23 protein-coding genes are annotated in these 23,573 nt (G+C 62.2%); 12 read left to right on the plus strand and 11 right to left on the minus strand.

The features are described from left to right. Positions 1-1,005: a tripartite tricarboxylate transporter substrate binding protein gene (locus tag ASE31_RS20760; protein WP_057203689.1), complete on the minus strand. Its 1,005-nt coding sequence runs from the start codon at positions 1,003-1,005 to the stop codon at positions 1-3. Between the two features lie 125 nt (positions 1,006-1,130). Here ASE31_RS20760 and ASE31_RS20765 point away from each other — a divergent pair, with 125 nt between their 5' ends. The 4 genes from ASE31_RS20765 (at position 1,131) to ASE31_RS20780 (ending at position 3,748) form a co-directional block, all read left to right on the plus strand. Then, a complete protein-coding gene (locus tag ASE31_RS20765; protein ID WP_057203853.1) occupies positions 1,131-1,991 on the plus strand; it encodes a MurR/RpiR family transcriptional regulator in 861 nt (286 codons plus the stop codon). 46 nt (positions 1,992-2,037) lie between these two features. Continuing rightward, entirely contained in the window at positions 2,038-2,682 is a 645-nt protein-coding gene (locus ASE31_RS20770; RefSeq protein ID WP_200961149.1) for a protocatechuate 3,4-dioxygenase, read from the plus strand. Between the two features lie 65 nt (positions 2,683-2,747). Next, positions 2,748-2,996 carry a hypothetical protein gene (locus tag ASE31_RS20775; RefSeq protein WP_057203855.1) on the plus strand — a complete coding sequence of 83 codons (249 nt, stop codon included), beginning with the start codon at positions 2,748-2,750 and terminating at the stop codon, positions 2,994-2,996. After that, positions 2,993-3,748 carry a zeta toxin family protein gene (locus tag ASE31_RS20780; protein ID WP_057203690.1) on the plus strand — a complete coding sequence of 252 codons (756 nt, stop codon included), beginning with the start codon at positions 2,993-2,995 and terminating at the stop codon, positions 3,746-3,748. The genes ASE31_RS20775 and ASE31_RS20780 overlap by 4 nt, the downstream gene beginning before the upstream one ends. A gap of 235 nt (positions 3,749-3,983) precedes the next feature. On the opposite strand, the gene ASE31_RS31860 is transcribed toward ASE31_RS20780, so the two are convergent. The 4 genes from ASE31_RS31860 to ASE31_RS20795 form a co-directional block, all read right to left on the minus strand. Further along, on the minus strand, positions 3,984-4,121 hold the full coding sequence (locus ASE31_RS31860; protein WP_369819477.1) for a winged helix-turn-helix transcriptional regulator: 138 nt from the start codon (positions 4,119-4,121) through the stop codon (positions 3,984-3,986). Between the two features lie 95 nt (positions 4,122-4,216). Beyond that, entirely contained in the window at positions 4,217-5,932 is a 1,716-nt protein-coding gene (locus ASE31_RS20785; protein WP_057203691.1) for an acyl-CoA dehydrogenase family protein, read from the minus strand. Between the two features lie 22 nt (positions 5,933-5,954). Next, positions 5,955-6,605 carry a TetR/AcrR family transcriptional regulator gene (locus tag ASE31_RS20790; RefSeq protein WP_057203692.1) on the minus strand — a complete coding sequence of 217 codons (651 nt, stop codon included), beginning with the start codon at positions 6,603-6,605 and terminating at the stop codon, positions 5,955-5,957. Between the two features lie 177 nt (positions 6,606-6,782). After that, the gene (locus tag ASE31_RS20795) at positions 6,783-7,778 is read right to left on the minus strand and encodes an SLAC1 anion channel family protein (RefSeq protein WP_057203693.1); all 996 of its coding nucleotides are present in this window, start codon (positions 7,776-7,778) and stop codon (positions 6,783-6,785) included. Positions 7,779-7,887: 109 nt separating this feature from the next. Here ASE31_RS20795 and ASE31_RS20800 point away from each other — a divergent pair, with 109 nt between their 5' ends. Beyond that, on the plus strand, positions 7,888-8,841 hold the full coding sequence (locus tag ASE31_RS20800; RefSeq protein ID WP_057203694.1) for a GlxA family transcriptional regulator: 954 nt from the start codon (positions 7,888-7,890) through the stop codon (positions 8,839-8,841). 19 nt (positions 8,842-8,860) lie between these two features. On the opposite strand, the gene ASE31_RS20805 is transcribed toward ASE31_RS20800, so the two are convergent. From ASE31_RS20805 to ASE31_RS20815, 3 genes are all read right to left on the minus strand, one after another. Further along, positions 8,861-9,913 carry a hypothetical protein gene (locus ASE31_RS20805; protein ID WP_157412601.1) on the minus strand — a complete coding sequence of 351 codons (1,053 nt, stop codon included), beginning with the start codon at positions 9,911-9,913 and terminating at the stop codon, positions 8,861-8,863. Between the two features lie 214 nt (positions 9,914-10,127). Beyond that, entirely contained in the window at positions 10,128-11,186 is a 1,059-nt protein-coding gene (locus ASE31_RS20810) for a hypothetical protein (RefSeq protein ID WP_235514709.1), read from the minus strand. Between the two features lie 82 nt (positions 11,187-11,268). Then, positions 11,269-11,655 (minus strand): hypothetical protein, encoded by a 387-nt coding sequence (locus tag ASE31_RS20815; protein WP_057203856.1) that lies wholly within the window; start codon positions 11,653-11,655, stop codon positions 11,269-11,271. Between the two features lie 655 nt (positions 11,656-12,310). Between ASE31_RS20815 and ASE31_RS31185 the strand changes: the two genes are divergently transcribed. The 7 genes from ASE31_RS31185 (at position 12,311) to ASE31_RS31865 (ending at position 20,917) form a co-directional block, all read left to right on the plus strand. Next, on the plus strand, positions 12,311-12,502 hold the full coding sequence (locus ASE31_RS31185; RefSeq protein ID WP_082604290.1) for a hypothetical protein: 192 nt from the start codon (positions 12,311-12,313) through the stop codon (positions 12,500-12,502). Continuing rightward, complete coding sequence (locus ASE31_RS20820; protein WP_235514710.1) at positions 12,499-13,155, plus strand: NADAR family protein; 657 nt, start codon at positions 12,499-12,501, stop codon at positions 13,153-13,155. The genes ASE31_RS31185 and ASE31_RS20820 overlap by 4 nt, the downstream gene beginning before the upstream one ends. Positions 13,156-13,169: 14 nt before the next feature. Then, positions 13,170-15,107, plus strand: coding sequence for an HAD-IIB family hydrolase (locus tag ASE31_RS20825; RefSeq protein ID WP_082604291.1), 1,938 nt, complete (start codon positions 13,170-13,172; stop codon positions 15,105-15,107). 18 nt (positions 15,108-15,125) lie between these two features. Beyond that, complete coding sequence (locus ASE31_RS20830; RefSeq protein ID WP_057203698.1) at positions 15,126-16,340, plus strand: hypothetical protein; 1,215 nt, start codon at positions 15,126-15,128, stop codon at positions 16,338-16,340. Continuing rightward, the gene (locus ASE31_RS31190; protein WP_082604292.1) at positions 16,341-18,260 is read left to right on the plus strand and encodes a hypothetical protein; all 1,920 of its coding nucleotides are present in this window, start codon (positions 16,341-16,343) and stop codon (positions 18,258-18,260) included. Next, positions 18,257-19,432, plus strand: a complete 1,176-nt coding sequence (locus tag ASE31_RS20840) for a hypothetical protein (RefSeq protein WP_082604293.1) — start codon at positions 18,257-18,259, stop codon at positions 19,430-19,432. Before ASE31_RS31190 ends, ASE31_RS20840 begins: the two co-directional genes overlap by 4 nt. A gap of 234 nt (positions 19,433-19,666) precedes the next feature. Further along, positions 19,667-20,917 carry a hypothetical protein gene (locus tag ASE31_RS31865; protein WP_157412602.1) on the plus strand — a complete coding sequence of 417 codons (1,251 nt, stop codon included), beginning with the start codon at positions 19,667-19,669 and terminating at the stop codon, positions 20,915-20,917. Between the two features lie 237 nt (positions 20,918-21,154). Here the strand turns inward: ASE31_RS31865 and guaA are convergent, their stop codons facing one another. The 3 genes from guaA to ASE31_RS20860 are packed head-to-tail and all read right to left on the minus strand — an operon-like array spanning position 21,155 to position 23,523. Then, complete coding sequence (gene guaA, locus ASE31_RS20850; protein WP_057203702.1) at positions 21,155-22,774, minus strand: glutamine-hydrolyzing GMP synthase; 1,620 nt, start codon at positions 22,772-22,774, stop codon at positions 21,155-21,157. Positions 22,775-22,819: 45 nt separating this feature from the next. After that, positions 22,820-23,254, minus strand: coding sequence for a type II toxin-antitoxin system VapC family toxin (locus ASE31_RS20855; protein ID WP_057203703.1), 435 nt, complete (start codon positions 23,252-23,254; stop codon positions 22,820-22,822). After that, on the minus strand, positions 23,251-23,523 hold the full coding sequence (locus ASE31_RS20860) for a type II toxin-antitoxin system Phd/YefM family antitoxin (protein WP_057203704.1): 273 nt from the start codon (positions 23,521-23,523) through the stop codon (positions 23,251-23,253). The genes ASE31_RS20855 and ASE31_RS20860 overlap by 4 nt, the downstream gene beginning before the upstream one ends. Positions 23,524-23,573 lie beyond the last annotated feature (50 nt).

The following is a 23,573-nucleotide window of genomic DNA, read 5'->3' on the forward strand; positions in this document are numbered from 1 at the left end:
TTACTCACCCCGGATGCCCAGGCGCTTGACCAGGTCGCCGTACACCGCCAGGCGCTCGCCCATCATCGCGGTGAACTGTGCGGATGACAGGGCCTCGGGCACCAGGGCGCCGCGTGTTTGCAGCGCTTCGATCATCGCGGGCTGCTCGGCCACCGAGCGCACGGCCTTGTACAGCGCGGCCAGCACCTCGGGCGGCGTCTTCGCGGGCGCGGCCAGGCCGATCCACGAGGTGGAGTTGCTCAAGGGGTAGCCCAGTTCTTCGAAGGTGGGCACATCGGGCAGCACCGACAGGCGTGTGGGCGCGGCCACGGCCAGCGCACGCAGCTTGCCGGCCTGGATCTGGGGCAGGAAGGGCGCGAGGTTGTCCAGGCCGAACTGCACCTCGTTGGCCATCAGCGCCGTGACCAGCGGGCCGCCGCCCCGGTAGGGCACGTGCACCGCATCGAGCTGGGTGGCGTTCTTGAACAGCTCGGCATTGAGCTGGCCCATGCTGCCCGGCCCCGCGCTGCAGAAGTTGAGCTTGCCGGGGTTGGCCTTCACATGCGCGATGAATTCCTTGAGCGTCTTGGCCGGCACGGCCGGGTTGACCACCAGCACGTTGGGCGTGCGCGCCAGCTGCGCGATGGAGGCAAAGTCCTTGATCGGGTCATAGCCCACATTGGACTGCGTGAGCGGGTTGGCCAGGTGCGAGCTTTGCGAGGACACGACCAGCGTGTAGCCATCGGCCTTGGCGCGCGCCACCTGGGCGCTGGCGATAGAGCCGCCGGCACCGGCCCGGTTGTCGACCACCACCGAAGTGCCCAGCGCCTTGGCCAACGGCTCGGCGTACAGCCGTGCGATCAGGTCCACCGAGCCGCCCGCAGGGAACGGCACCACTAGCGTCACCGGGCGGGAGGGAAAGGCCTGCGCATAGGCCGCAAAAGGCAATGCGGCAGCGGCGGCAGCAAGGCCTGCACCCAGGAGCTCGCGGCGGCGCAGGGTGGAGGCAGGGGATGTGGAGTTCATGGGCTTCCTGGGGTGGTAGAGCAGTGGCAGGGAAATATTTGAAGATATTCTTGCAGTTTGATTTCAATTTTGCAACAACATATGCAAAATGGACATTCGCCAGATCTGCGCACAATCCCATGGCCATGAACCTGAACCAACGCATCGCCAGCTACGGCAAGAAGCTCACCAAGAGCGAGCAGCGCCTGGTCGCCGAGCTGCAGGCCCAGCACCCGCAGGGCCTGCTCGAATCGGCCACGCAGCTCGCGCGCAAGGTGAACACCAGCGCCTCCACCGTGGTGCGCCTGCTCGTCAAGCTGGGCTACGAAAGCTATGCCCAGGCGCAGATGGAAGCCCGCTCTGAGGTGACAGCCCTGCTCGCCACGCCCGGCACGCGGGCCAGCGCCGTGATCGGCGACGACATCTCCATCCGCTCGTGCCTGGACAACGTGCTGCTGCACGACCAGCACAACCTGGCCACCACCTTCGCCGCGCTCGACGTTGCGGCCTTCGAGGCCACTGTGCGCCTGCTCACCCAGCGCAAGGCGCGCGTGCACGTGCTGGGCCAGCGCCACGGCGCCCCCATTGCCAGCCACCTGGCCCTGCACCTGAACCTGTGCCTGCCCGACGTGCGGCTGATGGCCGCGACCATGCCCCTGTTCGTGGAAGATGAAATGCTCTGGATCGGCGAGCACGATGTGCTGCTGGCCCCCACCTTCCGCCGCCACTCGCTGGCCATCACACGCGCCGCAAAATACTTCAGGGAGCAAGGCGCCCAGGTGGTGGTGATGACCGACGCACCCACCGCGCCGCCCGTGGCCTCGGCCCACCAGGTGCTGCTGGTGCGCACCTCCAGCGCATCGCCGTTCGACTCGTACACCGCCGCCCTGTCGGTCTCCAACGCGCTCATCATGGCCGTGGCCCAGCGCCGCAAGAAGGAACTGGGCGCGGCGCTGGAGCGCGGCGAGGCCCTCTGGGCCAAGCACTGGAAGGAAAACCCGGGCTGACGGCACCTGTGCGGGAACTCGCGCCCCGCCCTGCGCTCACATGGCGATGCACACCCCCACGCCAGCGCCCACCACCACCGCCCTGCCCCGGCGCACCGTCGCCGCTGCCCTGGTAGTCGCTCCCGCGCTCTGGCTGGGCGCCCGGGCCCAACCGGCTGCGGCACGCATTGCCACCCCGTCGCAGACCGAGGGGCCTTTCTATCCCGTGCGCCTGCCCGACGATGCCGACCACGACCTGCTGCGCAACGGCCAGCTCAGCTACCGGGCCGGCCAACCGGCCTGGGTCGAGGGCACGGTGACCGACCTGGCAGGCAAGCCCGTGCGCGGCGCACAGGTCGAAATCTGGCAGTGCGATGAACACGGCCACTACCACCACCCGGGCGACGGCGACAAGGCCGACGGGGCCTTCCAGGGCTTTGGCAAGGTGGCCGTGGGGGCAGACGGCAGCTACCGCTTTCGCACCATCCGCCCCATGCCCTACAGCGGGCGCACGCCGCACGTGCACTTCAAGGTGCGCCTGGGCCCGCGCGAGCTGCTGACCACGCAGCTCTACGTGGCCGGCGATGCGGGCAATGCGCGCGATTTTCTGTGGCGCAACCTGTCCGAAGCCGGGCGCGATGCGCTCACGGTGCCGTTCACACGTGGCGCGGATGGGCTGCAGGCGCGCTTTCCGATCGTGGTCGCGGCCTGAGGCAGGCCCGCGAGGGCCTGGCGACGCTCAAGTGAAGTAGCATAGAGAACGATTTGGAGCACCCCATGAACACCCCGTCCCCCATCAGCGAAGAGTCCATGCTGCGCCTGGAAGCCCGCATACCAGTGCTGGCGGGAAGCGCTTTTCAGAAGGCATATCTACAGGCCCTCACGACGACCGGCAAAGTGATAGAGGCGCGCAATGGGCAGCTGATTGAAACCACCGCGGAGGGGGCGGTGCGCGTGATTCGCAATATTTCCAAACCCATGGCCGTCGCAATCGGCTCGACACGGGTGCGGGCACGCAAGGCATGACGGCGCAGGTTCCCCGACTGCGCATGTTTGCAGGGCCGAATGGCTCTGGGAAAAGCACCATCAAGGACATGCTGCCAGCCCAGTGGCTCGGCGTCTACGTCAACGCCGATGAGATCGAAAAATCCATTCGCACGAACGGATACATGGATCTGGCCGAATTCATGGTCAGTGCCGATGAATCCGAGCTCCTGGCTTTTCTTCGTGCGTCGACCCTCCTGAGCAACGCAGGACTGCTCCGGTCAGCCCAGCAGCTGACGTTGGAGGATAGCAGGATCGTATTCGGCCCGGTTGCCGTGAATTCCTACTTCGCATCGGTATTGGCAGATTTTGTCCGGCACAAATTGCTCAAAGCACAGACGTCGTTCACGTTTGAAACCGTCATGTCTTCACCGGACAAGATCGAATTTCTGCGAAAAGCACAGCAAGCCGGTTACCGCACCTATCTCTATTTCGTGGCAACGGAAGACCCAGACATCAATGTGGCCCGTGTTCAGTACCGCGTGCAGACAGGCGGACATCCTGTTGCGGAAGACAAGATTCGCAGCAGGTACGTGCGGTGCCTTGAGTTGCTCTCAGACGCAGTATCCAGTGCAGACCGGGCGTACATTTTTGACAACTCCGGGGCTGAGCGTGTCTGGATCGCTGAAGTGATCACCACCGGCTCAGACACGATGCACAGCGCACAAATCGAACTCAAGACCGACGAAATGCCCGCCTGGTTCAAAACAGCGCTGTGGGACCAGTTCGAGTAGACCGTTCAGCGCCAGCCTTGTAAAACCCCACCGCCAGCGGTAAAGCACCATGCACCCATGGTGCAGTTCGCCCGGGTTCACGCAGACACCATCGGTGGTGAAACCCGCGTCGCCCCAGCAATCGATGTGGTGCCGCGCACTTGGAGCCTGCTTACGCACTTTCCGCACCGCGTTGTCAGGCGCTGCGGTCCACCGGTAGCGCCAGCAGCACCGAGGTATGGGTCTTGGTGACCCGTTAGCCGCAGATCAACCCCTGCGCCTCCAGCCTTGTCAGGCGGGCCTCCACCGTCGTGCGGGCAATGCCCATCTTGCGCGCCAGATTGGCCGTGCTTCCGACTTCCTGGTCAATCGCTTCGGCCAGGCGTACCAGCAATCCCGGCAGGTCGAGTTGATCGGCCGAGCGCCAGCGGTGCGGACAGGGCCGGTGCCACGCGCCGCGGCTCTCAGGTGCTCACGTGCTCCAGGTGCTCATGCGCCCACCATAGCCCGCCGCACTACCTTCTGCGCGGAGGCCTGCGTGACGGTGAAGGCCAGCGTTCCATAGTGCGCGCCCCAGGCGCCCGAGGCACCGGGGCTGCGGGTGCTCAGGAAGATGTCCACCACCTCCTGCGTGCTGTGGCGCAGCAGTTCTGCGCCTTGCAGCACGCGCGCCACCGCTTCGGTCATGGGGCGGGCAAGAAACTCGTCGTCCACTGCCCCGCGCACCAGGCGGCCGGTGTGCTGGACCAGGGCGTCGAAACGCGCATCCTGCCCGGCCAAGGGCCTGACTTCATCGAACAGGGCGTCGATGGTGCGCGAGTCCTTGGCCATGGCGCGGCGGACGTCCATGCACATCATGTTGGCCGTGCCCTCCCACACGCTGTTGAGCGGCGCTTCGCGGTACAGCCGCGCCATCGGGTTTTCTTCGATGAAGCCATTGCCGCCATGGCACTGCAGCGCCTCGTAGGCGATGGACGGTGCCCGCGAACAGTTGAAGAACTTGGCGGCCGGGGTGGCCACGCGGGCCAGCAGCCGTTCGTGCTCGCTGGCGCCCATCCTGTCGGTGGCCCGGGCCACGCGCAAGGCCATCAGCGTGGCCGCTTCGACCTCCACGGCCATGTCCGCCAGCACATTGGTCATCATCGGCCGCTCGGCAATGGGCGTGCCGAAGGCGCTGCGGGTGCTGGTGTGCTGAAGCGCCAGGGTCAGTGACTGGCGCATGAGGCCCGCCGATCCGATCGCGAAATCGAGCCGCGTCAGGTGCGCATGGGACAGGATCTCGCGGATGCCACGGCCCTCTTCGCCGACCAGGATGGCCAGCGTTCCCGCGTACTCCACTTCGCTGGAGGCGTTGGACCGGTTGCCCGCCTTGTCCTTGAGCCGCTGCACGAAGAGCCGGTTGTAGCTGCCATCGGGCAGCGTGCGCGGCAAAAAGAAGCAGCTCACCTCGCCCGCGACCTTGGCCAGCGTGAAGAAGCCGTCGGACTGCGGCACGGAGCAAAACCACTTGTGGCCCGTCAGCTCGTACCAGCGCGCCGTGGCACCGTAGTAGTCGCCTGAGTGCGAGTAGTGCGCCGTGGTTTGCGTTTCGCGCAGGTCCGATCCGCCCTGCTTCTCGGTCATGGCATAGCCAACCACCACCGAGGGCTTGTCGCCCACCTCGCGGCGGCTGAACTCGTAGGCCGTGCCTTTGGATTTTTCGGCCCAGATGGCCAGGGCCGGCTCGGCCGCAAAGCCCGCATGGGAGGCATAGGCCATACCGGTCGGGCAAGCCGTCCCTTGCTCGACCTGGTTCCAGAGATAGGACAGCACAGCACGGGCGTAGTGGCCGTTTTTCTCCTGGGTGCGCCAGGCCAGGTTGGGCACCTCGTGCTTCCACGCCAGGGTCATCAGCTCGTGCCAACTGGGGTGAAAATCCACCCAGTCGATGCGGTTGCCAAAGCGGTCATGCGTCTTGAGTTCGGGCGTGTGGCGGTTGGCCAGGCGCGCCAGCTCCTGCACCTGCTCGTCCCCCACCAACGCGCCCAGGGCTTCGCAGCGGCCTGCAGCCCACGGGGCCTCGCGATCGATGGCCGCGCGCAGCACCGTGTCGCCGGTGAAGGCATTGAAGCCGCTGGCGGGCTGCGCCTGGTTGAGCACCGTGTGGGTGCCATAGCGGTCTGCGAACGATGCGTCGAGGATGCCGGGCGGATGGGGCTTGTTCATGGTGTTGTCTCCAGGGGGTTGGTTATCGAACCGTGGCCGGGGGTGTCGCAACGCTGGTGCACGCCAGGCGGGCGATCTGGCCGGCGAGCAGGGCCACCCCATGCCGGTAGCTGTCCGTGTCCTGGTGCTGCTGGCGGCTCAGCGGTGACAGCGGGCCGATCAGCCCCTCCATGAACCCGCCCACGATGACGGACGCGGCGATGTCGGGCTGCACGTCAGCCCGCATCTCCTGCGCCAGTTGCCCCGCAGCGATGATGGAGCGCACCACCTCGCTGATGGCGGCCCGGTAGGTCAGCCGGGCCTCGTCGATCTCGCGGTCGCAGGGCTCGGCAATCAGCGCATAGGCCAGGCGTGGGTTGCGCATGGCACGCCGCACAAAGGTTTCCACCGCCGAATGCAGCCGGGCCACTGCTGTGCCGTCGGACTTGGCGATCTCGGTCAGCACATCCACCTCGCGCTGGGACACGGCCGACAGCACCTCGGCAAACAGCTCGGCCTTGGACGGAAAGTAGCGGTACACCGTGCCCGTGGCGATGCCGGCCGCCGCTGCCACGCTGGCCACCTGCGCCTCCTTCCAGCCACCCTCGCTCACCAGGGTGCGCGCGGCTTGGAGGATGCGGCTGCGGTTGTCTTGCAGGCGGGCTTCCACAGCGGGGGTCTGGCGGTAGGCCATGAAGAAATGAACTCCAGTTCAGCAATGAAGTGAATTCTAGTTCAGTCTTTTTGTTTTGCACAAGGACAAGAGTCGTCTGCCCTCACAAGGGCCCTCCATGAACCTGTGCGCTGGATTCGCGTGGATCTATGACAATTCCAGAATTGTCCTACCCTGGTTCGCCAGTCGAGTGGCGGTTCACCTGAACAACGTGCCGTCCAGCGCAATCCGCACGGTGCGCACCGTGAGCACGGCCAGCGCCAGGCTCAGCGCGCCCAGCAGCACGATGGCGACCACCCACAGCGGCCCGCTCGCGCGCCATTCCGCATACTTCAGCGCCGCATTCGCCAGCGCCGCCATGGGGAAGCTGATGGCCCACCAGCCGGGCGTGAACGGAACGCCGCGCCGAAACACCTTGGGTGCCACCACGGCGAACATGAACAGCCCCACATAGAACAGCATGCCGGCAAACCGGTCGATGCCGCCAGCCAGGTTGGCATACGCCAGAAAGCCCACGGCAAACGGCGCCACCAGGATCATCAGCGAGGGAGCCATGGCCGGAGGCAGCGGCTCGCGGTGCACCAGCCGGCCGATGATCAGCGTGAGCAACACCAGGGCCAGCACGGTGCCGACAGCGCCGGCCAGCAGGTTGACCTCGCCCGCCCAGGCCATGGGCATGTGCCCGCCAGTCACCGGGATGTCGAGCGTGGCCACGCACGGCACGATCCAGGCCGGCACGGCCAGCGATGCGTCCACCTGCCCCTTGAGCAGGCGCGCGACGGCGATGAAGCACAGTGCCAGCGTGGCCACCACGCCCACCGTCCAGATGCCTTGCGCAGCGGGCGCACTGTAGGGCTCGACCACGGCAGAAAGCAGCAGCACCGAGATGGCGATGGTGCCGAAGAAGTTGCCCGCCACCGGGTGGTTGAACTCGGCGCGCACCGCGTCGGGGTGCCGGGCGATCTTGGCCAGGTAGCCCGCCGACAGGAGCACGAAGACCAGGAGCGCGAACCCGCCAATGGCCTCACCGATCACGGCCGGTGCGCCCAGGCTGCCGTGCGCCAACCGCCAGGCCAGCGCCAGGCCACTGAGGCCCATGACCGATGCGAACAGGTTGACGGGCAGGTTGCGCACCGAGGCTTCGGTGCGCGGGTGAAATGCCGATGGGGAGGAGTGGATCGACGAAGTTTGCATGGCAGGCTCGCTTGGCTGAATTTGCATGGATAGGTAGTTTCTGCCAAACTGACGCAGCCGTCCCAGGCAAGGCACGGCGTTTTCTGCCAATCACCGGGCCCCCACTGCCATGCGCATCGCCATCCTCGCCTTTCCCCGCTTTCAGCTGCTCGACGTGGCCGGGCCGGCGGACGTCTTTGCTGAGGCGGCGCGCCAGCTCGGCCAGCCGCGCGCCTACCAGGTGCAGGTGCTCAGCGCGACCGAAGGCCCGCTGCGCAGCAGCAGCGGGCTGCGCATGGCGGTGGATGCCACCGTGGCCACGCACCGCGGTGCCATCGACACACTGCTGGTGGCGGGCAGCCCCAACCTCGACGACATGGTGGCCGACGAGCACCTGCAAAACTGGCTGCGCCGCCGCGCGCGCACGGTGCGGCGCTATGGCTCGGTGTGCACCGGCGCCTTCGTGCTGGCCGCAACCGGCTTGCTCGACGGCAAACGCGTGGCCACGCACTGGAACTCCACCGCCCGCCTGAGCGCTGCCTACCCCGAGGCCTGCGTCGAAGCCGACGCCATCTACGTGAAGGACGGCAGGCTCTTCACCTCCGCCGGGGTCACCGCAGGCATGGACCTGGCCCTGGCCATGGTGGAGGAAGACCATGGCCGCGATCTGGCGCTGCGCGTGGCACGCGAGCTGGTGATGTTTCTCAAACGCCCCGGCGGGCAAAGCCAGTTCAGCGCCCACCTGGCGGCGCAGACGGCTGAGCGCAGCAGCGTGCGCGCGCTGCAGGACCATATCCTCGCGAACCTGAAAGGCGACCTCTCCGTGCCCGCCCTGGCGGCGCACGCCGGCATGAGCGAGCGCAGCTTTGCCCGCACCTTTCGCAGCGAGGCGGGCACCACGCCTGCGGAGTTTGTCGAGAACGCCCGCATCGACGCCGCACGCCGCCTGGCCGAAGAGTCGGACCTACCCGCCAAGCGCCTGGCGGACGCCGTGGGCTACGCCAGCGTGGACGGGTTTCGGCGGGCGTTTACGCGCCGGCTGGGGGTGAGCCTGGTGGAGTACCGCAGGCGCTTTGCGGGGTGAAAGCGGTCAACCCGGTGAGCTATGCCACCGAGCCCCGCGGCAAGGCGCGCAGCGCTTCGGTCACCTTGTCGCCCCAGTCCACGCTCCAGTCCGGGTGGATCCTGGCGTACTCCTCGGCCGCGCGTTCGAGGGTGCTGTCGCCGGCAAGCCAGGCCAGGGCCAAGGTGAGCCGGCTCGGGCGCAGCACGCCGGGCTTCTCGTCCGGGTGCAGTACAGCGTGCAGTACGTCGTTGGCCGTGGTGCAGGCGTCCAGCGTGGGCAGGATTTCGTCGTCCAGGTATTCGAAGAGGCCGTCGATCAGCCGGTCCACATACTCGGCATTGCGCAGGGCGCCGCCAATGCTCAGCGGCTCGTTGCCTGAATCGCGCATGAAGGCAGCCATGCCACGGTACTCGCGGCCGCGCACCTGGATCTGCTTGACGCCGCCACAGGCTTCGCGCACCGCGTCGGGCAGGTCCGGCAAAACAGCCGCCACCACGCTGCACGACAGGCGGTCCTGAAAGGCGGAAAAACTGATCTCTATGCTCTGCGTGCCCACCGGCACCTTGCGCTCGGCCACCAGGGAAATCGCGTCGCGCACCAGTTCGCCGCGGCTGAGGCCAAAGCCCAGCGCCTCGAACCGCGGCCGCCACGCCGCCTCGCAGCGCTCCAGCACCGCCTCGCGCTCTGCCGGGCCGATGCGGGGCGGCGGCATGGCACCATCGCCCCAGTCCATGCGCGCAATGCCGTCGAAGGTCAGCACATAGCCGAACGGCAGGTACAGGCGCGCCGCCTGGTCGTCGTAAACGCTCAGACCGAGCGCCGTGGCGCTTTGCACCAGCACCTGCGGGAAATTATCGGGCCCGTCGAACAGCAGGCCGTAGGTGCGCTCCCGGTGCTCGGGGTCGATGGGGGATTCGATCCACTCCATGGGTGTACCCAGCGCCGCCATGCGCGATTCGACCTCATCGTGCAGACGCTGCCATTTTGCGGACCGGGGCGAAGGCCGATCGGAAAGGTACTCGTGCAAACGATCCGCCGCCGTCAGACTGGCCGGTTCGGGATGCTCCCAGATGTGGACTACGTAGCTCATCGGATATGCCTCCACTGCAACAGCGATGCGCCGCATTGTGCGTGAAGGCCGCAACCTTCCACCCGCCCTGTGGCCCCGGCGCTACATGCATGACAATTTGAAAATTGTCATGCATTGGCACAGAGCTGGACGGGTCTATCTATCCCACGGCTGCGGGGCAAAACAGGCGCAGTGCCGTGACCACGGCCGGCATGCCAACTCTCCAGCCCGCACGCTAACGCGGGGCGTAGCACTGGCCAGCAGCGACGGCCGCAGTGACAACCGGCTCCAGGCTGGCGGCAGTGGAGAAGGTCGACAGCGTGGCCGGGTCGTCCAGCAGGCACAGGTGATTGGCCTTGCGCACCAGCGCCACACGCGTCCAAACCGGGGCAACCAAATGGCCGTATGGGAAGGCTTGGGTGTTGCCCCAGAACACCGCCAGGCCTGCCCCGGCCTCCGAGCGTTGCGGCTGGAACCAGAAGCTGCGGCGGCTGGAGGCTCTCGGGTCAGAAGCAACACCCTCGCCATCGCACTGCCCATTGGGGTAATTCACAGTGCCTACGGCCACGTCAACCGACGACCAACCCTCGCCCCGAATTGAAAGGCGCCACAGGTCTCGCACGCCGCCACTGGCCGAGGGCTGGCACCGGTCCTGCTGCCATTCACCGTCCGGCAGCATGGCCAGCGGCGCACACTGCACCGCCACCGAGTTCACAGCGGCAGCGGCAACCACGCCAGAACCATTGCGCACCACGCAACCCGAGCCAGCGGGGGCCGTCTTCACAGTCACCGAATAGCTTGCACCAGCCGGCAGCGGCCTGGCGAAGGTGAACGCACCGTCGGCGGCAACGGCAAGGTCCTCACCGCCCGCAGTGGTGAGCACCACGGTCTGGCCACCGGGCACGCCGCCCACCGTGCCACCCAGCGTGAAGCCGGCGCCAGCGCTCACGCAGTCGACCCGCACGTTCGTGGGCGCTGCCGTCAGGGTGCCCGTGCCCTGCCCCACCGTGCACTGCTGCCCGACGGGCTGGGCTTTGACGGTCACGGCATACGAAGCACCCAGCGCCAACGGCTGCGCAAAGGCAAATGCACCGTTGGCGCTGAGTGCCAGGTCATCACTGCCGTTGTTCTGCAAGACGAGGGACTTGCCCTGCTCCAGGCCGGACAGCACCCCGGATACAGAACCCAGGCCGCCGGAGGGATCGTCCCCTCCCCCGCCGCATGCCGCGAGCACGCAGGCCGACAGGGCGCACAGCGCTGTGAAAGAACGATGTGCAGGGGCGTGCTGGATCATGGGAGGCAGAGTGAAATGCATGAAGCCTTGTCTATTGGGGTGAAGGGCGAAACGGCGAAACCGACTGCGTTCATTCACTCATTCAGCAACGGTTCGCCGCGCGAAGCAAGGCGTTGCACGACGCGGGAGCGGGAGCAGCAGTAGCAGCGCCACCCCCACCCTGCCCTGCCATGGCCGTGCAGATCGCATCCGACTGCGGCGTCTGGCCAAACGTCATCGCCTTCGTGAACTGCGAGGGTGAATACATGTAGCAGGAATAGCTGGCGCCCTCGCGCGTGCGAACGCGGTAGTTGATGCGGCCGTTGCTGCCTTCTTCCTTCTGCTGGTCGCTGATGGTGAAGGTGCCGACCTCGCGGCCAATGGCCTGCGACGTGCGCTGCTCGATGCCTTGCTGCGTGACGGTGGTGCCGCAGCCGCACAGGGCCAGGAGGGATGCGACGCAGGCAGAAGAGATTCGCGGAAAGGTCATGGGCATGGTTTGAGACGTAGAGGTGGGGAATGGCCAGTTGCATTGCGCGTTGCCCTGCGCGAGCGAGGGCAATACGGTCCAGGCCATTGTGGAAGCGCATCGCGGGCTCGGGAACCCTACTGAGGTATGGGTTCTGTCGATGGGTGGGATCCGCGCTGGCGATCCGCATGCAGCGGCTTGCGTACCTTGGTCAAGCTTGTGATTCGAAGATCACGGCCCAATGAATGCTTCGGACAGCCCCCTGCTGCCCGCCGTGCGCGAGGTCAACGATTGCACTAAAGCGCCTGCGGCTTACTTGACATGCTGACATGCCTCTTCGCAACGTTAACGATTTCGCCCGTCGAGGCGTTTCCATCCAGTGTGTCGTACAGACACGTAGCACCGCACTCCTTGACTTTCTCCCCGACGTATTGCAGTGCAGTTCAGCCCCGCGTCGGAAAGCAGGGCTGATTAAAATCTCATCATCTTGGAGAGACCATCGGACTATCGACTCGCCTGCCGCGCGGTGACGCCGAGCATCGGAAGTCTACTTGCTACACAGAAGAACCAAACCCTGGCGCGTTGACGGGAGTTGCATTGGCAAGTGGGACTCAACGCACTGCAAAACGCAGTACAGTTGATGGAATCGCAACCCCTGGGCTAACGCCCGACTCCGATGGCCAGTCAACGTCCCAAAGTGAAAACCGCCTCGATGACGCTAAGGCTTGATCCGCGGATCAAGGCCGCAGCCGAGGCAGCGGCGATTCGGGAGCACCGCAGCATGACCAGTCTAATTGAGGTGCTAATCCTCAATCACTGTGAAGCGGTCGGGCTGACCCCTGCACGAAACGCCAAGGAAAAACATTGATCAAGAAGCCAACCCCGACAGCCAAGAAGGCTGCGGCCAGCAAGACGCGTGTCGTCTCACAACCTGCGGCATCAGAGTCCCAGCCCAACACCGGCAACGTGGCACAAAAGCACGAGATTCACTTCTATCGCGCTAACGAGAAGCCCTACGGAGCATTCAGTAATCTCTTTCCCCGGTCGGTTGAGTTCGAAGGACGCACCTATGCGACCTCCGAGCACGCCTACCAGGCAGGCAAGGCGAGCAAGCCCGCTGTACGCGACTGGATTCTCAGCGCTCCCACGCCATCCTTGGCTGCCATGGCCGCGCATGGCCTCTACGTGTGGGATGTCGTGCCAAACTGGGCCGACATAAAGTTTGATCGAATGCGTGCGGTGCTCCGTGCCAAGTTCGAGCAACATGCTGATTTGAAGGCCTTACTGATCTCGACTGGTGAGGCGCGGCTGGTCGAGGCCGGAACGGTCAACAACGCCGTGAACAGGTTGTGGGGAGAGGTAGAGGGGAAAGGGCAAAACATGCTAGGCGTCATGCTTATGGAGTTGCGCGCTGAGTACGCAAAGCCAGCGCCAAAAGCAAAACGCGCCCCGCGCAAGGTATTCAGCGCGAGCAGCGATAAGCCGGTGAATCGTTCGCAGCGCAAAGCGGCTGTGGTGTAAGCGAACAAATCCCTATGTCCAGTACTTACTACGACGGTGAGCTTGCAGAGCTGGGAAATACATTCATTGCTGCGATGTCGGCGAACATCGAACCGTTAAAGCTTGCGATTGCCAGCGCCGCAGAATCAAGCATCATCGGTGTAGGCTCTGGCGGCTCATTCACCGTAGCATCTCTCCTGTGCAATTTGCACGAGCTGTACACAGGACGCGTCTCGCGACCGTCAACGCCGCTCGAGATCATTTGCAATCCCACGCTGGCCGCCTCGAGTCCGGTGTTCATGATCTCCGCCGAAGGCAAGAATCCTGACATCATCGAAGTGCTGGAGCGCGCACGACGCCACAGTTCTCGCACGCTCCACGTTGTGACTAACCGGGGATCAAGTCCACTGATGGAGCATGTCAGAGAGCTTCCCGAAGTTACCCCTCATGTCTTCGAGCTCGCCAAGAAAGACGGCTATCTTGCAACCAACAGCCTCCTGCTCGACGCCGTCCTGATTGCTCGGGCGTACGGCGCGCTGCACTCGGAGGCAGTTCAATTTCCAGAGTCACTCGATGGGCTGCGTATCGGCGGCCATTCGGTTCAGGAATGGCTGACAGGCGCGCAGGATTTTGTGCGCCAGGCCGTTCCTCGCAAGGGCCTTATCATCGTCTTCTCGCCGCTGCTCAGGCCAGTCGCCGCCGATCTGGAGTCCAAGCTTTCAGAGTCGGCGCTTCTGTATACCCAACTGGCCGATATTCGCTCTTTTGCACATGGGCGACATCTCTGGCTTGCTGAGCGCGCCCAGGACTGCGCCATTCTTGCGCTTGTCGAGCCCGGCGTGGAGCGGCTTTGGGCCCGGATGCAGCAGCTACTGCCGTCGGATGTACCGGTCTGCACCATGCCGCTTGGAGGAGGGCTCCCACAAGACTTGCTGGCGGGTCTGGTCGCCCAGATGCGGCTTGTTTCGCTCATCGCCGCAGAGATGGGAAAAGACCCAGCCAAGCCTCACGTGCCTTCATTCGGGCGAGACCTGTACTACGTGGACCTCCCGTCGTTCATCCCGGGCCCTGAGGACAAAGGGCGACGTGGCGAGCAATCCAAGTTCGAAGTGCTGGGTGCTCGGTGGCCATCGATTGGGTCGAATGGCGCAATGAGCCGAGCGCTTTCAAGTTTCGAGTCGGCACTTTCGCTGCAGCCTTTCCGTGCGATCGTTTTCGACTATGACGGCACCCTGTGCAGCTCTCAGCGCAAGGACTCGCCACCCTCTGCGCCGATAGTGGAACGGTTGAAGCGCCTACTCGACGCAGGCATCGTTGTTGGTGTCGCGTCCGGTCGGGGAGGATCGATCCAAGAACATTTGCGAGATGTACTACCGAGCAAAGCATGGTCGAAAGTACACCTGGGCCTCTATAACGGTGGCTGGATCGGCCTGCTTGACGAAGAGATCGACAAAGGGATTGTCACCAACGAGTTTCTTAGTCACGTGCGGCGCATTCTGGGGCGCCTTGAAAGCCTGGGTGTGCCGATCGAGCGTGTTCGCGAGACATACCCACACCAGATCAGCGTCCGGTTCAAGGAGGGTGCCAACGCGGAGAACATGTGGTTTGTCATCGCTGATTCGCTTCGGCAGGCTGGCCTGGACCCATCCACTGTCGTGCGAAGCAAACACTCCGTCGACGTGTTGGCCGCCAATGTCAATAAGTCGCACCTGGTCGCCAGCATGATCCAAGCTCGTGGCATTGATCCCTACGAGATCGTGACGATGGGTGATCAAGGTGCCTGGCCCGGCAACGACGCCTCGTTGCTTGAGCACCGCTTTTCCTTGAGCGTTGACCAGCCTTCCCGACGCCTCGATCGAGGATGGAAGCTGGCACCGCACCACAAGCGAGATGTGGACGCCACCCTTTGGTATCTCGATCATGCAGAGATAGACCCGCTCGTTGGTTCATTTCGCTTCAAGCTAGACAACTGATAAAGAAACGGAGGCGCAATGAAGGACGAGAACGCACAGTACTTGCTTGCCAAGGTCATGGGATGGCAGGACCAGGACGTCGTCTTGGACAATGTTCCTGTCCTTCGTTTGCTCGCTGATTACAAATACGACGACTACCAGAGGTTCGGTCCGGGGAGGCGATTCGTCGAGAGCCTTGCTCTATGGCTCAATCAGTTCGACATGCCCGATCGTGCCGCTGCGCTCGGATTTGTGCTCGAGCGGTTGGTCTATGTGTCGGACCACGAACTCTCACACCTGGTGCAGCATGCGTATCCAGACATCATCGTCCAAGAACGGATTCGTCTTGTGGCCGAAGAAAAGGGCATCCCCACCTACCGGGTCGGCGAGATCTGCCGAGATGACCGCTTCAAGGAACTGAAGCTGAAGTCCTTGTACTTGGGACTGAGTGATGGTGCCCGCACCAATGAGCTCCTACGAGCCAGCAATGGAGAAATCAGCAACGAGCAAATCTGGCAAGCATACGAGCTTGGCGAAGCCAAGGCGGAAGACATGCTGCAGGCGCTGGCAAAGGCTTTGAAAAAATCACCACCAACGTCTCTTCCTGAGAATGACGACATCTGGCAGGCATATGAGTCTGGAGACAAGGCCCAAGCCAATGTTCTGATTGACGCTCTCCGAGTTAAGCCTGACTCTGGCAGCGTAAAGCAATCAGCGAAGTTCACACTGGTGTGGTTGATGGACGATTTCTCCGGAAGTGGCAATACCTATATTCGCTTCGATAGTCGCAGCAACAAATTCAAGGGAAAGATCAAGAAGATCTATGAGCGACTTCATCAAGGCGACCTCATCGATACATCGCACTACGAAGTCTTCCTCCTGCTATATGTCGCAACGCGCCAAGCGATCGACCATATCGAGTACTGGGCTGAGCGCTTCACGTCGGAGAACAATTACAAGCCGCTTCAAGTGCGAGTGCTTTGGATCATCGAGCCGGGCGTCGGCCTTACGCACAATGTCCCGGCGGAACTGCAGTCCATACTGACAAATCCAAAGTACTACGACCCGGATGCTTTCGACGAGCACATTGAGGTAGGCGGTACAAGCACGGCGCAAATGGGTTTTGCCGGGTGTGCGTTGCCGGTAGTCCTCTCCCACAACACGCCCAACAATTCGGTCTACATGCTATGGGGTTCAGAGGCGCACCGATTCCATGGACTCTTTCCTCGCGTGAGCCGCCACAAGGAGTTTTGAGTGGCCTATCGCGCAAATCCTTTCTTGGAGCGAATGTCGGAGCGCACCTCCGACCAAGAGTTTGTTCGTCTTTTTTCCCCGAAAATCTTCGAAAGACTGCACGAGGACGCCTTCAACGGCGCGGTTCATCTATTTACCAGTCCGCCAGGAGGTGGTAAGACCACTCTGCTGCGTGCTTTTACGCCGGCGGCACTGCGAGCTTTCTGGAATGCCCGAGCCGGTCAAGACGAGTCGTACCAACGTTTGCTGGGACGCCAGGTCATGCATGAAACTGAAGGGCCTCAGTTACTTGGTGTGCTCCTATCTTGTGCTTCAGGTTATGCTGATCTCCCACCAGGCGCGTCTATGGCACAAGCGGGATTGTTCAGAGCGCTTTTTGATTGTCGGGTGGTTCTCCGAACCCTGAGAAGTCTTGCTTCGCTAGTTGCTTACGCGTCGACCGATCAACTCACTGACGTGCGTTTAGAGTACGACGATTTGGCGCGTGATCTCAAATCCATTCCGACGGCAGATTCGGCCGTTGAGTTGGTTCGATGGGCGGAAGAGCGGGAACGAGCTGTGTATGCCAAGCTTGATTCGCTCGCAAGCGACGCTTCCGCCGACCTTCCGCTACATGTCCGGTTTGAAAGCGTGCTTTGGTTGCAATCTGTCAAGTTCTTGCGCGGTGGAAAACTGTTGGCGCCGCGCCGATTGCTGATGATCGATGACCTCCAGAAGCTTCGGAAGAAACAGCGCGAGTTGATGTTGGAGGAGCTTGTCGAGCTTCGGCCTGCGATTCCCGTGTGGCTGGCCGAGCGCAGCATCGCACTGGGGGATGCCTTGTTGTCTCAGGGCGCTCGCGAGGGCCGAGACCTTCGCCACTACCCCATCGAGGACATGTGGTCCGGCAAGAGTGGTCAGCATCAGTTCGCGACCTTCGCCCAAAGCATTTTGGACCGCCGGTTAGACGTCCAGCGCGAAATCCCCGCAGGCGCATTCTCGCAATATCTTGAGGATCAGCTCACTCCTGAAGATCTCTCGGAGGTGTTCGGAAAGGCGGTCGCACTTTTCGCTGCAGAGATGGAGCGCCACCGGGAAAACATTCGTTATGCAGATTGGTTGGCACACGCAGATGAAGGGCAGAAGACGATTGGTTTTGAGAGCCTGATGCAGCTGTACGTCACGCGCATCCTGGTTGCCCGGTCCGAAGGCCGGCGACAACTCACGCTTGAACTCGTGCCGCTTCCTGCGGAGGACCTCGACGAACGCGACAGTAAGGTGCTCGGTGCTGCCGAGATACTTTGTCATGACGACCTAAAATTACCCTACTACTATGGCATTGATCGGCTCTGTGCCTTGGCAACCACCAACGTCGAAGAGCTCCTGGCTGTCGCTGCGAGCCTATACGAGGGCATGGTTGCCAAACAGGTTCTTCGGAGGCAGCCAGACCTTCGCTTGTCCCCATCGGAACAGGAGCGCCGTATCAAAGAAACTGCCAAGCGCAAGCGCGATTTCATACCGAAGAGTCACACCGAAGGAACCAGAGCCCAGAGATTGCTGGATGCCATCGGCCAGTACTGCCGAGACAAGACATTTCAGATGTCAGCCTCCTATGCGCCGGGTGTAACTGGCATCCGGCTCAGCCGCTACGAACTAAGCAGATTGCGACCAGAGCAGACAAAGACCTCGGAACCTCATGCGCTGCTTGCCCGCGTGCTTTGGGAGTGCGTTGCGGAGAATCTGTTGACGACACGCGGTAGCGCGGCCAGCGCCTCCAGGGAAGAGGGTACAGTGTTCTATCTGAACAGGTCGCTCTGTGCGTACCACGACCTTCCTCTTCAATACGGCGGTTGGCAGGACGTTTCTGCCGAGGCCTTGATAAGTTGGATGGACGGCCCCTCCGCGCCAACCAAACGCCGCTCGGTGGAGGTGTCGCGATGACGCTATGGAACCGCTATGTGTTTCGGCGTGGCGCCGAAGTGCAGGATATGTGGGATCAGATGTTCCAACAGCGTCGGCGTGCTGATAGCGGCATTCGACTCCTATACGTCGGGGGGCGTGGATTTGACTTGCGGGCGCAGTCCGTTATGGACCGCTTCATCGGCAGCGTTACCTCGTCAGGTTGCTTCGTTGAAAAGGCGGAGTTGCTGCTGGTGGGATTTCGCGGCTATCAGCTAAGCGACGAACTCGTCGAAGTGACGGAAGCAAACGCAAGAGCTCTGGAACAACGGTTCGCCGTCATTGGCGCATCACGAACGGTCATGATTGAATCAACGGCCGAGGGAGAGGATGATCTGAGCGCTAGCAATGCGCTCAGACTCGGAACCGAAGAAGTGCTTCGCGCAGTCTCTGATCAGACAGACATCGTTCTCGACGTAAGCTCACTTCCCCGAATAGCGTACTTATCGCTCATGCTCGCATTGCTGGATCGGCTAGTGCCCAACCGTAACGCGCCAGTGCCATTGGCGGCGTCGAAAATCAATCTACAGATCCTCGTCGGCGAAGATGCTGGCCTTGACAGCGTGATCCAATCCGAAGATCCCAGCAACGAGCTGGTCTTGATTCCTGGATTTGCAAGCGCGTTGCAAACTGAGAGCACTCGCGATTGGCCACTCGTGTGGTTTCCAGTACTTGGCGAGAACAGGGTGTCGCAACTACAAAAGGTGATGTACGAACAGATTCCAGACTCTGCGGAGATATGTCCGGTGCTTCCGCACCCCTCGCGCGATCCGCGTCGAGGCGACCGGTTGCTGATCGAATACAAGGTGCCGCTGTTTGACGTGAGCAAGACACCTTTGACCAATGTGCTTTACGCTCACGAGAGTAATCCCTTCGAGGCGTATCGGCAGCTGTTGGGCGCGATGAAGCGTTATCAGCGAAGCTTGAGTGTGATCGGCGGATGCCGACTCGTGGTCACGCCCCTAGCTAGCAAGCTGATCACGCTGGGCGCGGCGCTGGCATGCTACGAAATGAAGTTGGACATCGTGGATGGCAACTATGGGGTTGCGATTCCTTATGCAGAGCCGAGACGTTATAGCGTATCGACGGCTGCCTTACGAGCCTCAAACCCAGACGTTTCGGCAATGGTCCTTACTGGCGAGGCCTATGCATGATTCACCTGATGCAGCGACCGATACAGATTCATTTCACCCCCTGCCACAAGGAACAGGACTGCGTGTGCGGCGAGGCGGCGTGAGTGCCATGACCTCTCAGGGCATATATCGAGTGGCGACTACAGAGATACTGCAATTGACTACGCATATTGAGTAAAACTCGTGCCTGTCGTCGCTGACCGAGCATCATTCAACAAGTAGAGGCAACCGCTTTCGAGTGGGGTTTATTTTTCTGTGAAACATCAAATTCTCAGTGCGAGCCAGCCCACACTCTGGAACGAGGCCGTTCGTTTTCCGGGAGGGCTCACGGTCTTTGTAGTGCCTGGTGATGATCTTCCCACCCTCCTTGTCAAGATGCCTCATCAGTACTTGCTCACATCAAGAATGAATAGGGGGTTCAAGATTTATGTCGTCCCTCTTGAACGGCAGGGCTCTTCAACTATTGGTCTTGTGTCCGCATTCTTTGATGATATAGATAACCCGCTCACTGTTTGGACACCAATTGCGCATGAGCCGCACGCCCAGGCACTTCTGCAAACGCTGCAAATTTCTCGCATATTCGTTAGAATGGTAGATGAGCACAATCGGGAATTGCTGGCATATGAGGCCATGATTGATATACCGCCTATTGCTAGTGCTAGGATCACATCTGCCAAGCTTTACCCGACAGCGCATGACATAGACCTCGACACGCGGAAATTGGGTGAAACCTGGTTTGGAATGCGATCAACGGCTGACGATGAGCAAGCAATTACAGTTAGTTTTTTAAACCCTCTATACGAGGAAGATCGAAAATTTAGGGATGAGAGACCGGAACTCTTTACCTTCCACGGCTCAGCTGGTTTTGCAGAAGTCTCCCTTGTGCGTTTGGAGCCTGGTCAATTCCAAGAAATGGATATTCTACTCATGCTGCAGAGAATATTCAACCCCCAACAAATCTATCACGCGCCCTTGCGAAAAAATGACCGCGAGGAAATCTGCGATGTTCTCGTAGTCGCAGATGACTACATTCTGATAATTCAAGCGAAAGACTCACCAAATACCGAGAAGATGCTTTCCAGCTCCTTTGATCGGAAGAGAAGTAAGGCAAAAAGCCAGCTGGATGATGGGTGCAATCAAGTAGCAGGAGCTATCGGCTACCTGAAAAGGACCCATCCCCTCCAATTCATCGTTGATAAAAAAATTGTGTCAGTTGAAATCGAGGATAAGGAAGTTCTCAGTCTCGTGGTCATCAGAGAGCGCATTACATACGACTATCAACATTACAGCGCAAGACTTATGAGACTCCATCAGAAGATCGGCATTCCTTGTTTGGGAATAGGCTTTGTCGAGCTGACACAATATTGCACATTCTGTGATGGACCTGACGGTTTTAGAAAGGCCTATTGGAGCGTATTCAATGACGGCATAAAAACAGGTGTATTTAAACAACTTCGCTTTGGCGTGAAGGACCTGTATACGCATGACGGTGAATTTCGATTTTGATCGACGATATTCAATCCGAACCAGCAGCAGACACCCACCTGCATGTCACTGCAATTTAAATATTCTTTATCTATTCGAGCCGGCCTCTCGCCGAGCCATGCTCGTGACAAGAGGCGCTCTTATGCACCGTCATAACGTCGCTGCACAGCGACAGGCCTCAATAGCTGCCGCGACTTACCTTTCGAAAAGTAAGCAGTGGCGGCAACTTTCAAGTAACTGGTCTACCAGAAACCCAACTCACTCCCACTCAATCGTCGCTGGCGGCTTGCTGCTCACGTCGTACGTCACGCGGTTGATGCCCCGCACCTCGTTGATGATGCGCCCCGACACCTTCTTGAGCAGGGCGTACGGCAGCTCGGCCCAGTCGGCGGTCATGAAGTCGCTGGTCTGCACGGCGCGCAGGGCCACGACATAGTCGTACGTGCGGCCATCGCCCATCACGCCCACACTCTTGACGGGCAGAAAGACGGTGAAGGCCTGGCTGGTGAGGTCGTACCAGTTCTTGCCGGTGGCTTCGTCCACATGGTTGCGCAGCTCTTCGATGAAGATCGCGTCGGCGCGGCGCAGCAGGTCGGCGTATTCTTTCTTCACCTCGCCCAAAATGCGCACGCCCAGGCCGGGGCCGGGGAAGGGGTGGCGGTAGACCATTTCGGGCGGCAGGCCCAGGGCCACGCCGAGCTCGCGCACTTCGTCCTTGAACAGGTCGCGCAGGGGCTCCAATAGCTTGAGGCCCAGTTGCTCTGGCAGGCCGCCCACGTTGTGGTGGCTCTTGATGGTGACGGCCTTCTTGCTCTTGGCGCCGCCGGATTCGATGACGTCGGGGTAGATGGTGCCCTGGGCCAGGAAGGTGGCGCCCTTGTGCCCACCGTCGCCGGCCTTGAGCTTGGCGGCCTCGGCCTTGAACACGTCGACGAACAGGCCGCCGATGATCTTGCGCTTGGCTTCGGGCTCGCTCACGCCGGCCAGCTTGCCGAGGAACATGTCGCTCGCGTCCACGCGGATGACCTTGGCCTGCAGCTTGCCGACGAACATGTCCATGACCATGTCGCCTTCGTTCAGGCGCAGCAGGCCGTGGTCGACGAACACGCAGGTGAGCTGGTCGCCGATGGCGCGGTGAATCAGGGCTGCGGCCACGGACGAATCGACACCGCCCGACAGGCCGAGGATCACTTCCTCATTGCCCACCTGCTGGCGGATGAGTTCGACGGCTTCGGCGATGTGGTCGCGCATGACCCAGTCGGGGCGGGTGCCGCAGATGCCGAGCACGAAGCGGTCGAGCAGCGCCCTGCCCTGCACGGTGTGGGTGACTTCGGGGTGGAACTGCAGGGCGTAGAAGCGGCGCTCTTCGTCGGCCATGCCGGCGATGGGGCAGCTGTCGGTGCTGGCCATGAGCTTGAAGCCCGGGGGCAGCTCGGTGACCTTGTCGCCGTGGCTCATCCACACGTTGAGCATGCCGTGGCCTTCGGAGGTGGTGAAGTCGGCAATGTCCTTGAGTAGCGCGGTGTGGCCACGGGCGCGCACGGCGGCAAAGCCGAATTCGCGCTTGTGGCCGCCTTCGACCTTGCCGCCCAGCTGGTGCGCCATGGTCTGCATGCCGTAGCAGATGCCCAGCACGGGCAGGCCGAGCGTAAACACGGCTTCGGGCGCCTTGTCGGTGGTGTCTTCGTACACGCTGGCGTGGCTGCCGGAGAGGATGATGCCCTTGAGCGAGCCGTCCTTGGCGTAGTCGCGCACCCACTCGTCCGTCACGTCGCAGGGGTGCACTTCGCAGTACACGTTGGCTTCGCGCACGCGGCGGGCGATGAGCTGGGTGACTTGCGAGCCGAAATCGAGGATGAGGATTTTCTGGTGTTGCATGGCGTTGGGTGGTCGGGGGGATGACAAAAAACGGGGGATGCCTGGTCAGAGGCTGGAGAGGTCGAGAAGCGGTACGCCGCTGCGTTGGGCAGCGGCTGCCTGGGCGGGGTCGAAGGTGGCCAGGGGCAGGCGCAGCGAGCGGGCCAGCCAGAGGTAGGCGGCGTCGAAGGTGGGCAGGCCGGTGTCGAGCGCAACGTCGAGCACGGCCTTGTGCTGGGCGGGGGCGAGTTCGTGCAGCTCCACGCGGTGGCGTATGGCTTCGAGCACGCCCCACAGGCCTTCGACCGATGCGGGCGGTATGCGGCCGCTGTGCACGCCGCTGCTGATGAGGTTGCTGCACTCCCACTGCCAGAGGTTGGGGGCCTGGGGCTCGACCTCGTCGCGGCGGATCAGGGTGTACAGGCGGCGCGTGTGCTCGCTGGCCGCGTCGGGCAGCAGCCAGGCGGCGGTGACGGAGGCGTCGAGGACGAAGGCGGTCATGCTGCTGCGGCCCTGCCCTTGCGGCGCAAGGTGTCGGGGGCGGCGGTGGTGGCGGCCTCGCCTGCGGGGCGGATGCTGGCGTGCAGCGCGTCCATCTGGCCCAGCTCGCGGGCGATCTGCTCGTCGGTGATGACGGGGCGGCGGCGCACGGGCAGCAGGCGCACCACCTCTTTGCCGTGGCGGGTGATGCGCACCTCTTCACCCTGCTCGACCAGCTCGATCAGGGCGGAGAACCTGCTCTTGGCTTCGTAGATACCGACGGACTGCATGGATGCACGGACCCCCAAAAAGAAAAAGTCTGGCCTGAATGGTTAATTCA

It is taken from the genome of Acidovorax sp. Root217 (assembly GCF_001428645.1).
GTDB lineage: Bacteria > Pseudomonadota > Gammaproteobacteria > Burkholderiales > Burkholderiaceae_C > Acidovorax.

Bases quoted from the DNA above. Each gene is read 5' to 3' on its own strand.
- ASE31_RS20800 (WP_057203694.1), top strand. From the start codon at position 7,888: ATGCGCATCGCCATCCTCGCCTTTCCCCGCTTTCAGCTGCTCGACGTG.
- ASE31_RS20805 (WP_157412601.1), bottom strand. From the start codon at position 9,913: ATGAGCTACGTAGTCCACATCTGGGAGCATCCCGAACCGGCCAGTCTG.
- ASE31_RS20790 (WP_057203692.1), bottom strand. From the start codon at position 6,605: ATGGCCTACCGCCAGACCCCCGCTGTGGAAGCCCGCCTGCAAGACAAC.
- ASE31_RS20810 (WP_235514709.1), bottom strand. From the start codon at position 11,186: ATGATCCAGCACGCCCCTGCACATCGTTCTTTCACAGCGCTGTGCGCC.
- ASE31_RS20795 (WP_057203693.1), bottom strand. From the start codon at position 7,778: ATGCAAACTTCGTCGATCCACTCCTCCCCATCGGCATTTCACCCGCGC.
- ASE31_RS20840 (WP_082604293.1), top strand. From the start codon at position 18,257: ATGACGCTATGGAACCGCTATGTGTTTCGGCGTGGCGCCGAAGTGCAG.
- ASE31_RS20855 (WP_057203703.1), bottom strand. From the start codon at position 23,254: ATGACCGCCTTCGTCCTCGACGCCTCCGTCACCGCCGCCTGGCTGCTG.
- guaA (WP_057203702.1), bottom strand. From the start codon at position 22,774: ATGCAACACCAGAAAATCCTCATCCTCGATTTCGGCTCGCAAGTCACC.
- ASE31_RS20825 (WP_082604291.1), top strand. From the start codon at position 13,170: ATGTCCAGTACTTACTACGACGGTGAGCTTGCAGAGCTGGGAAATACA.
- ASE31_RS20785 (WP_057203691.1), bottom strand. From the start codon at position 5,932: ATGAACAAGCCCCATCCGCCCGGCATCCTCGACGCATCGTTCGCAGAC.
- ASE31_RS20760 (WP_057203689.1), bottom strand. From the start codon at position 1,005: ATGAACTCCACATCCCCTGCCTCCACCCTGCGCCGCCGCGAGCTCCTG.
- ASE31_RS20815 (WP_057203856.1), bottom strand. From the start codon at position 11,655: ATGACCTTTCCGCGAATCTCTTCTGCCTGCGTCGCATCCCTCCTGGCC.
- ASE31_RS20765 (WP_057203853.1), top strand. From the start codon at position 1,131: ATGAACCTGAACCAACGCATCGCCAGCTACGGCAAGAAGCTCACCAAG.
- ASE31_RS20860 (WP_057203704.1), bottom strand. From the start codon at position 23,523: ATGCAGTCCGTCGGTATCTACGAAGCCAAGAGCAGGTTCTCCGCCCTG.
- ASE31_RS20770 (WP_200961149.1), top strand. From the start codon at position 2,038: ATGCACACCCCCACGCCAGCGCCCACCACCACCGCCCTGCCCCGGCGC.
- ASE31_RS20830 (WP_057203698.1), top strand. From the start codon at position 15,126: ATGAAGGACGAGAACGCACAGTACTTGCTTGCCAAGGTCATGGGATGG.
- ASE31_RS20775 (WP_057203855.1), top strand. From the start codon at position 2,748: ATGAACACCCCGTCCCCCATCAGCGAAGAGTCCATGCTGCGCCTGGAA.
- ASE31_RS20780 (WP_057203690.1), top strand. From the start codon at position 2,993: ATGACGGCGCAGGTTCCCCGACTGCGCATGTTTGCAGGGCCGAATGGC.
- ASE31_RS31185 (WP_082604290.1), top strand. From the start codon at position 12,311: ATGGCCAGTCAACGTCCCAAAGTGAAAACCGCCTCGATGACGCTAAGG.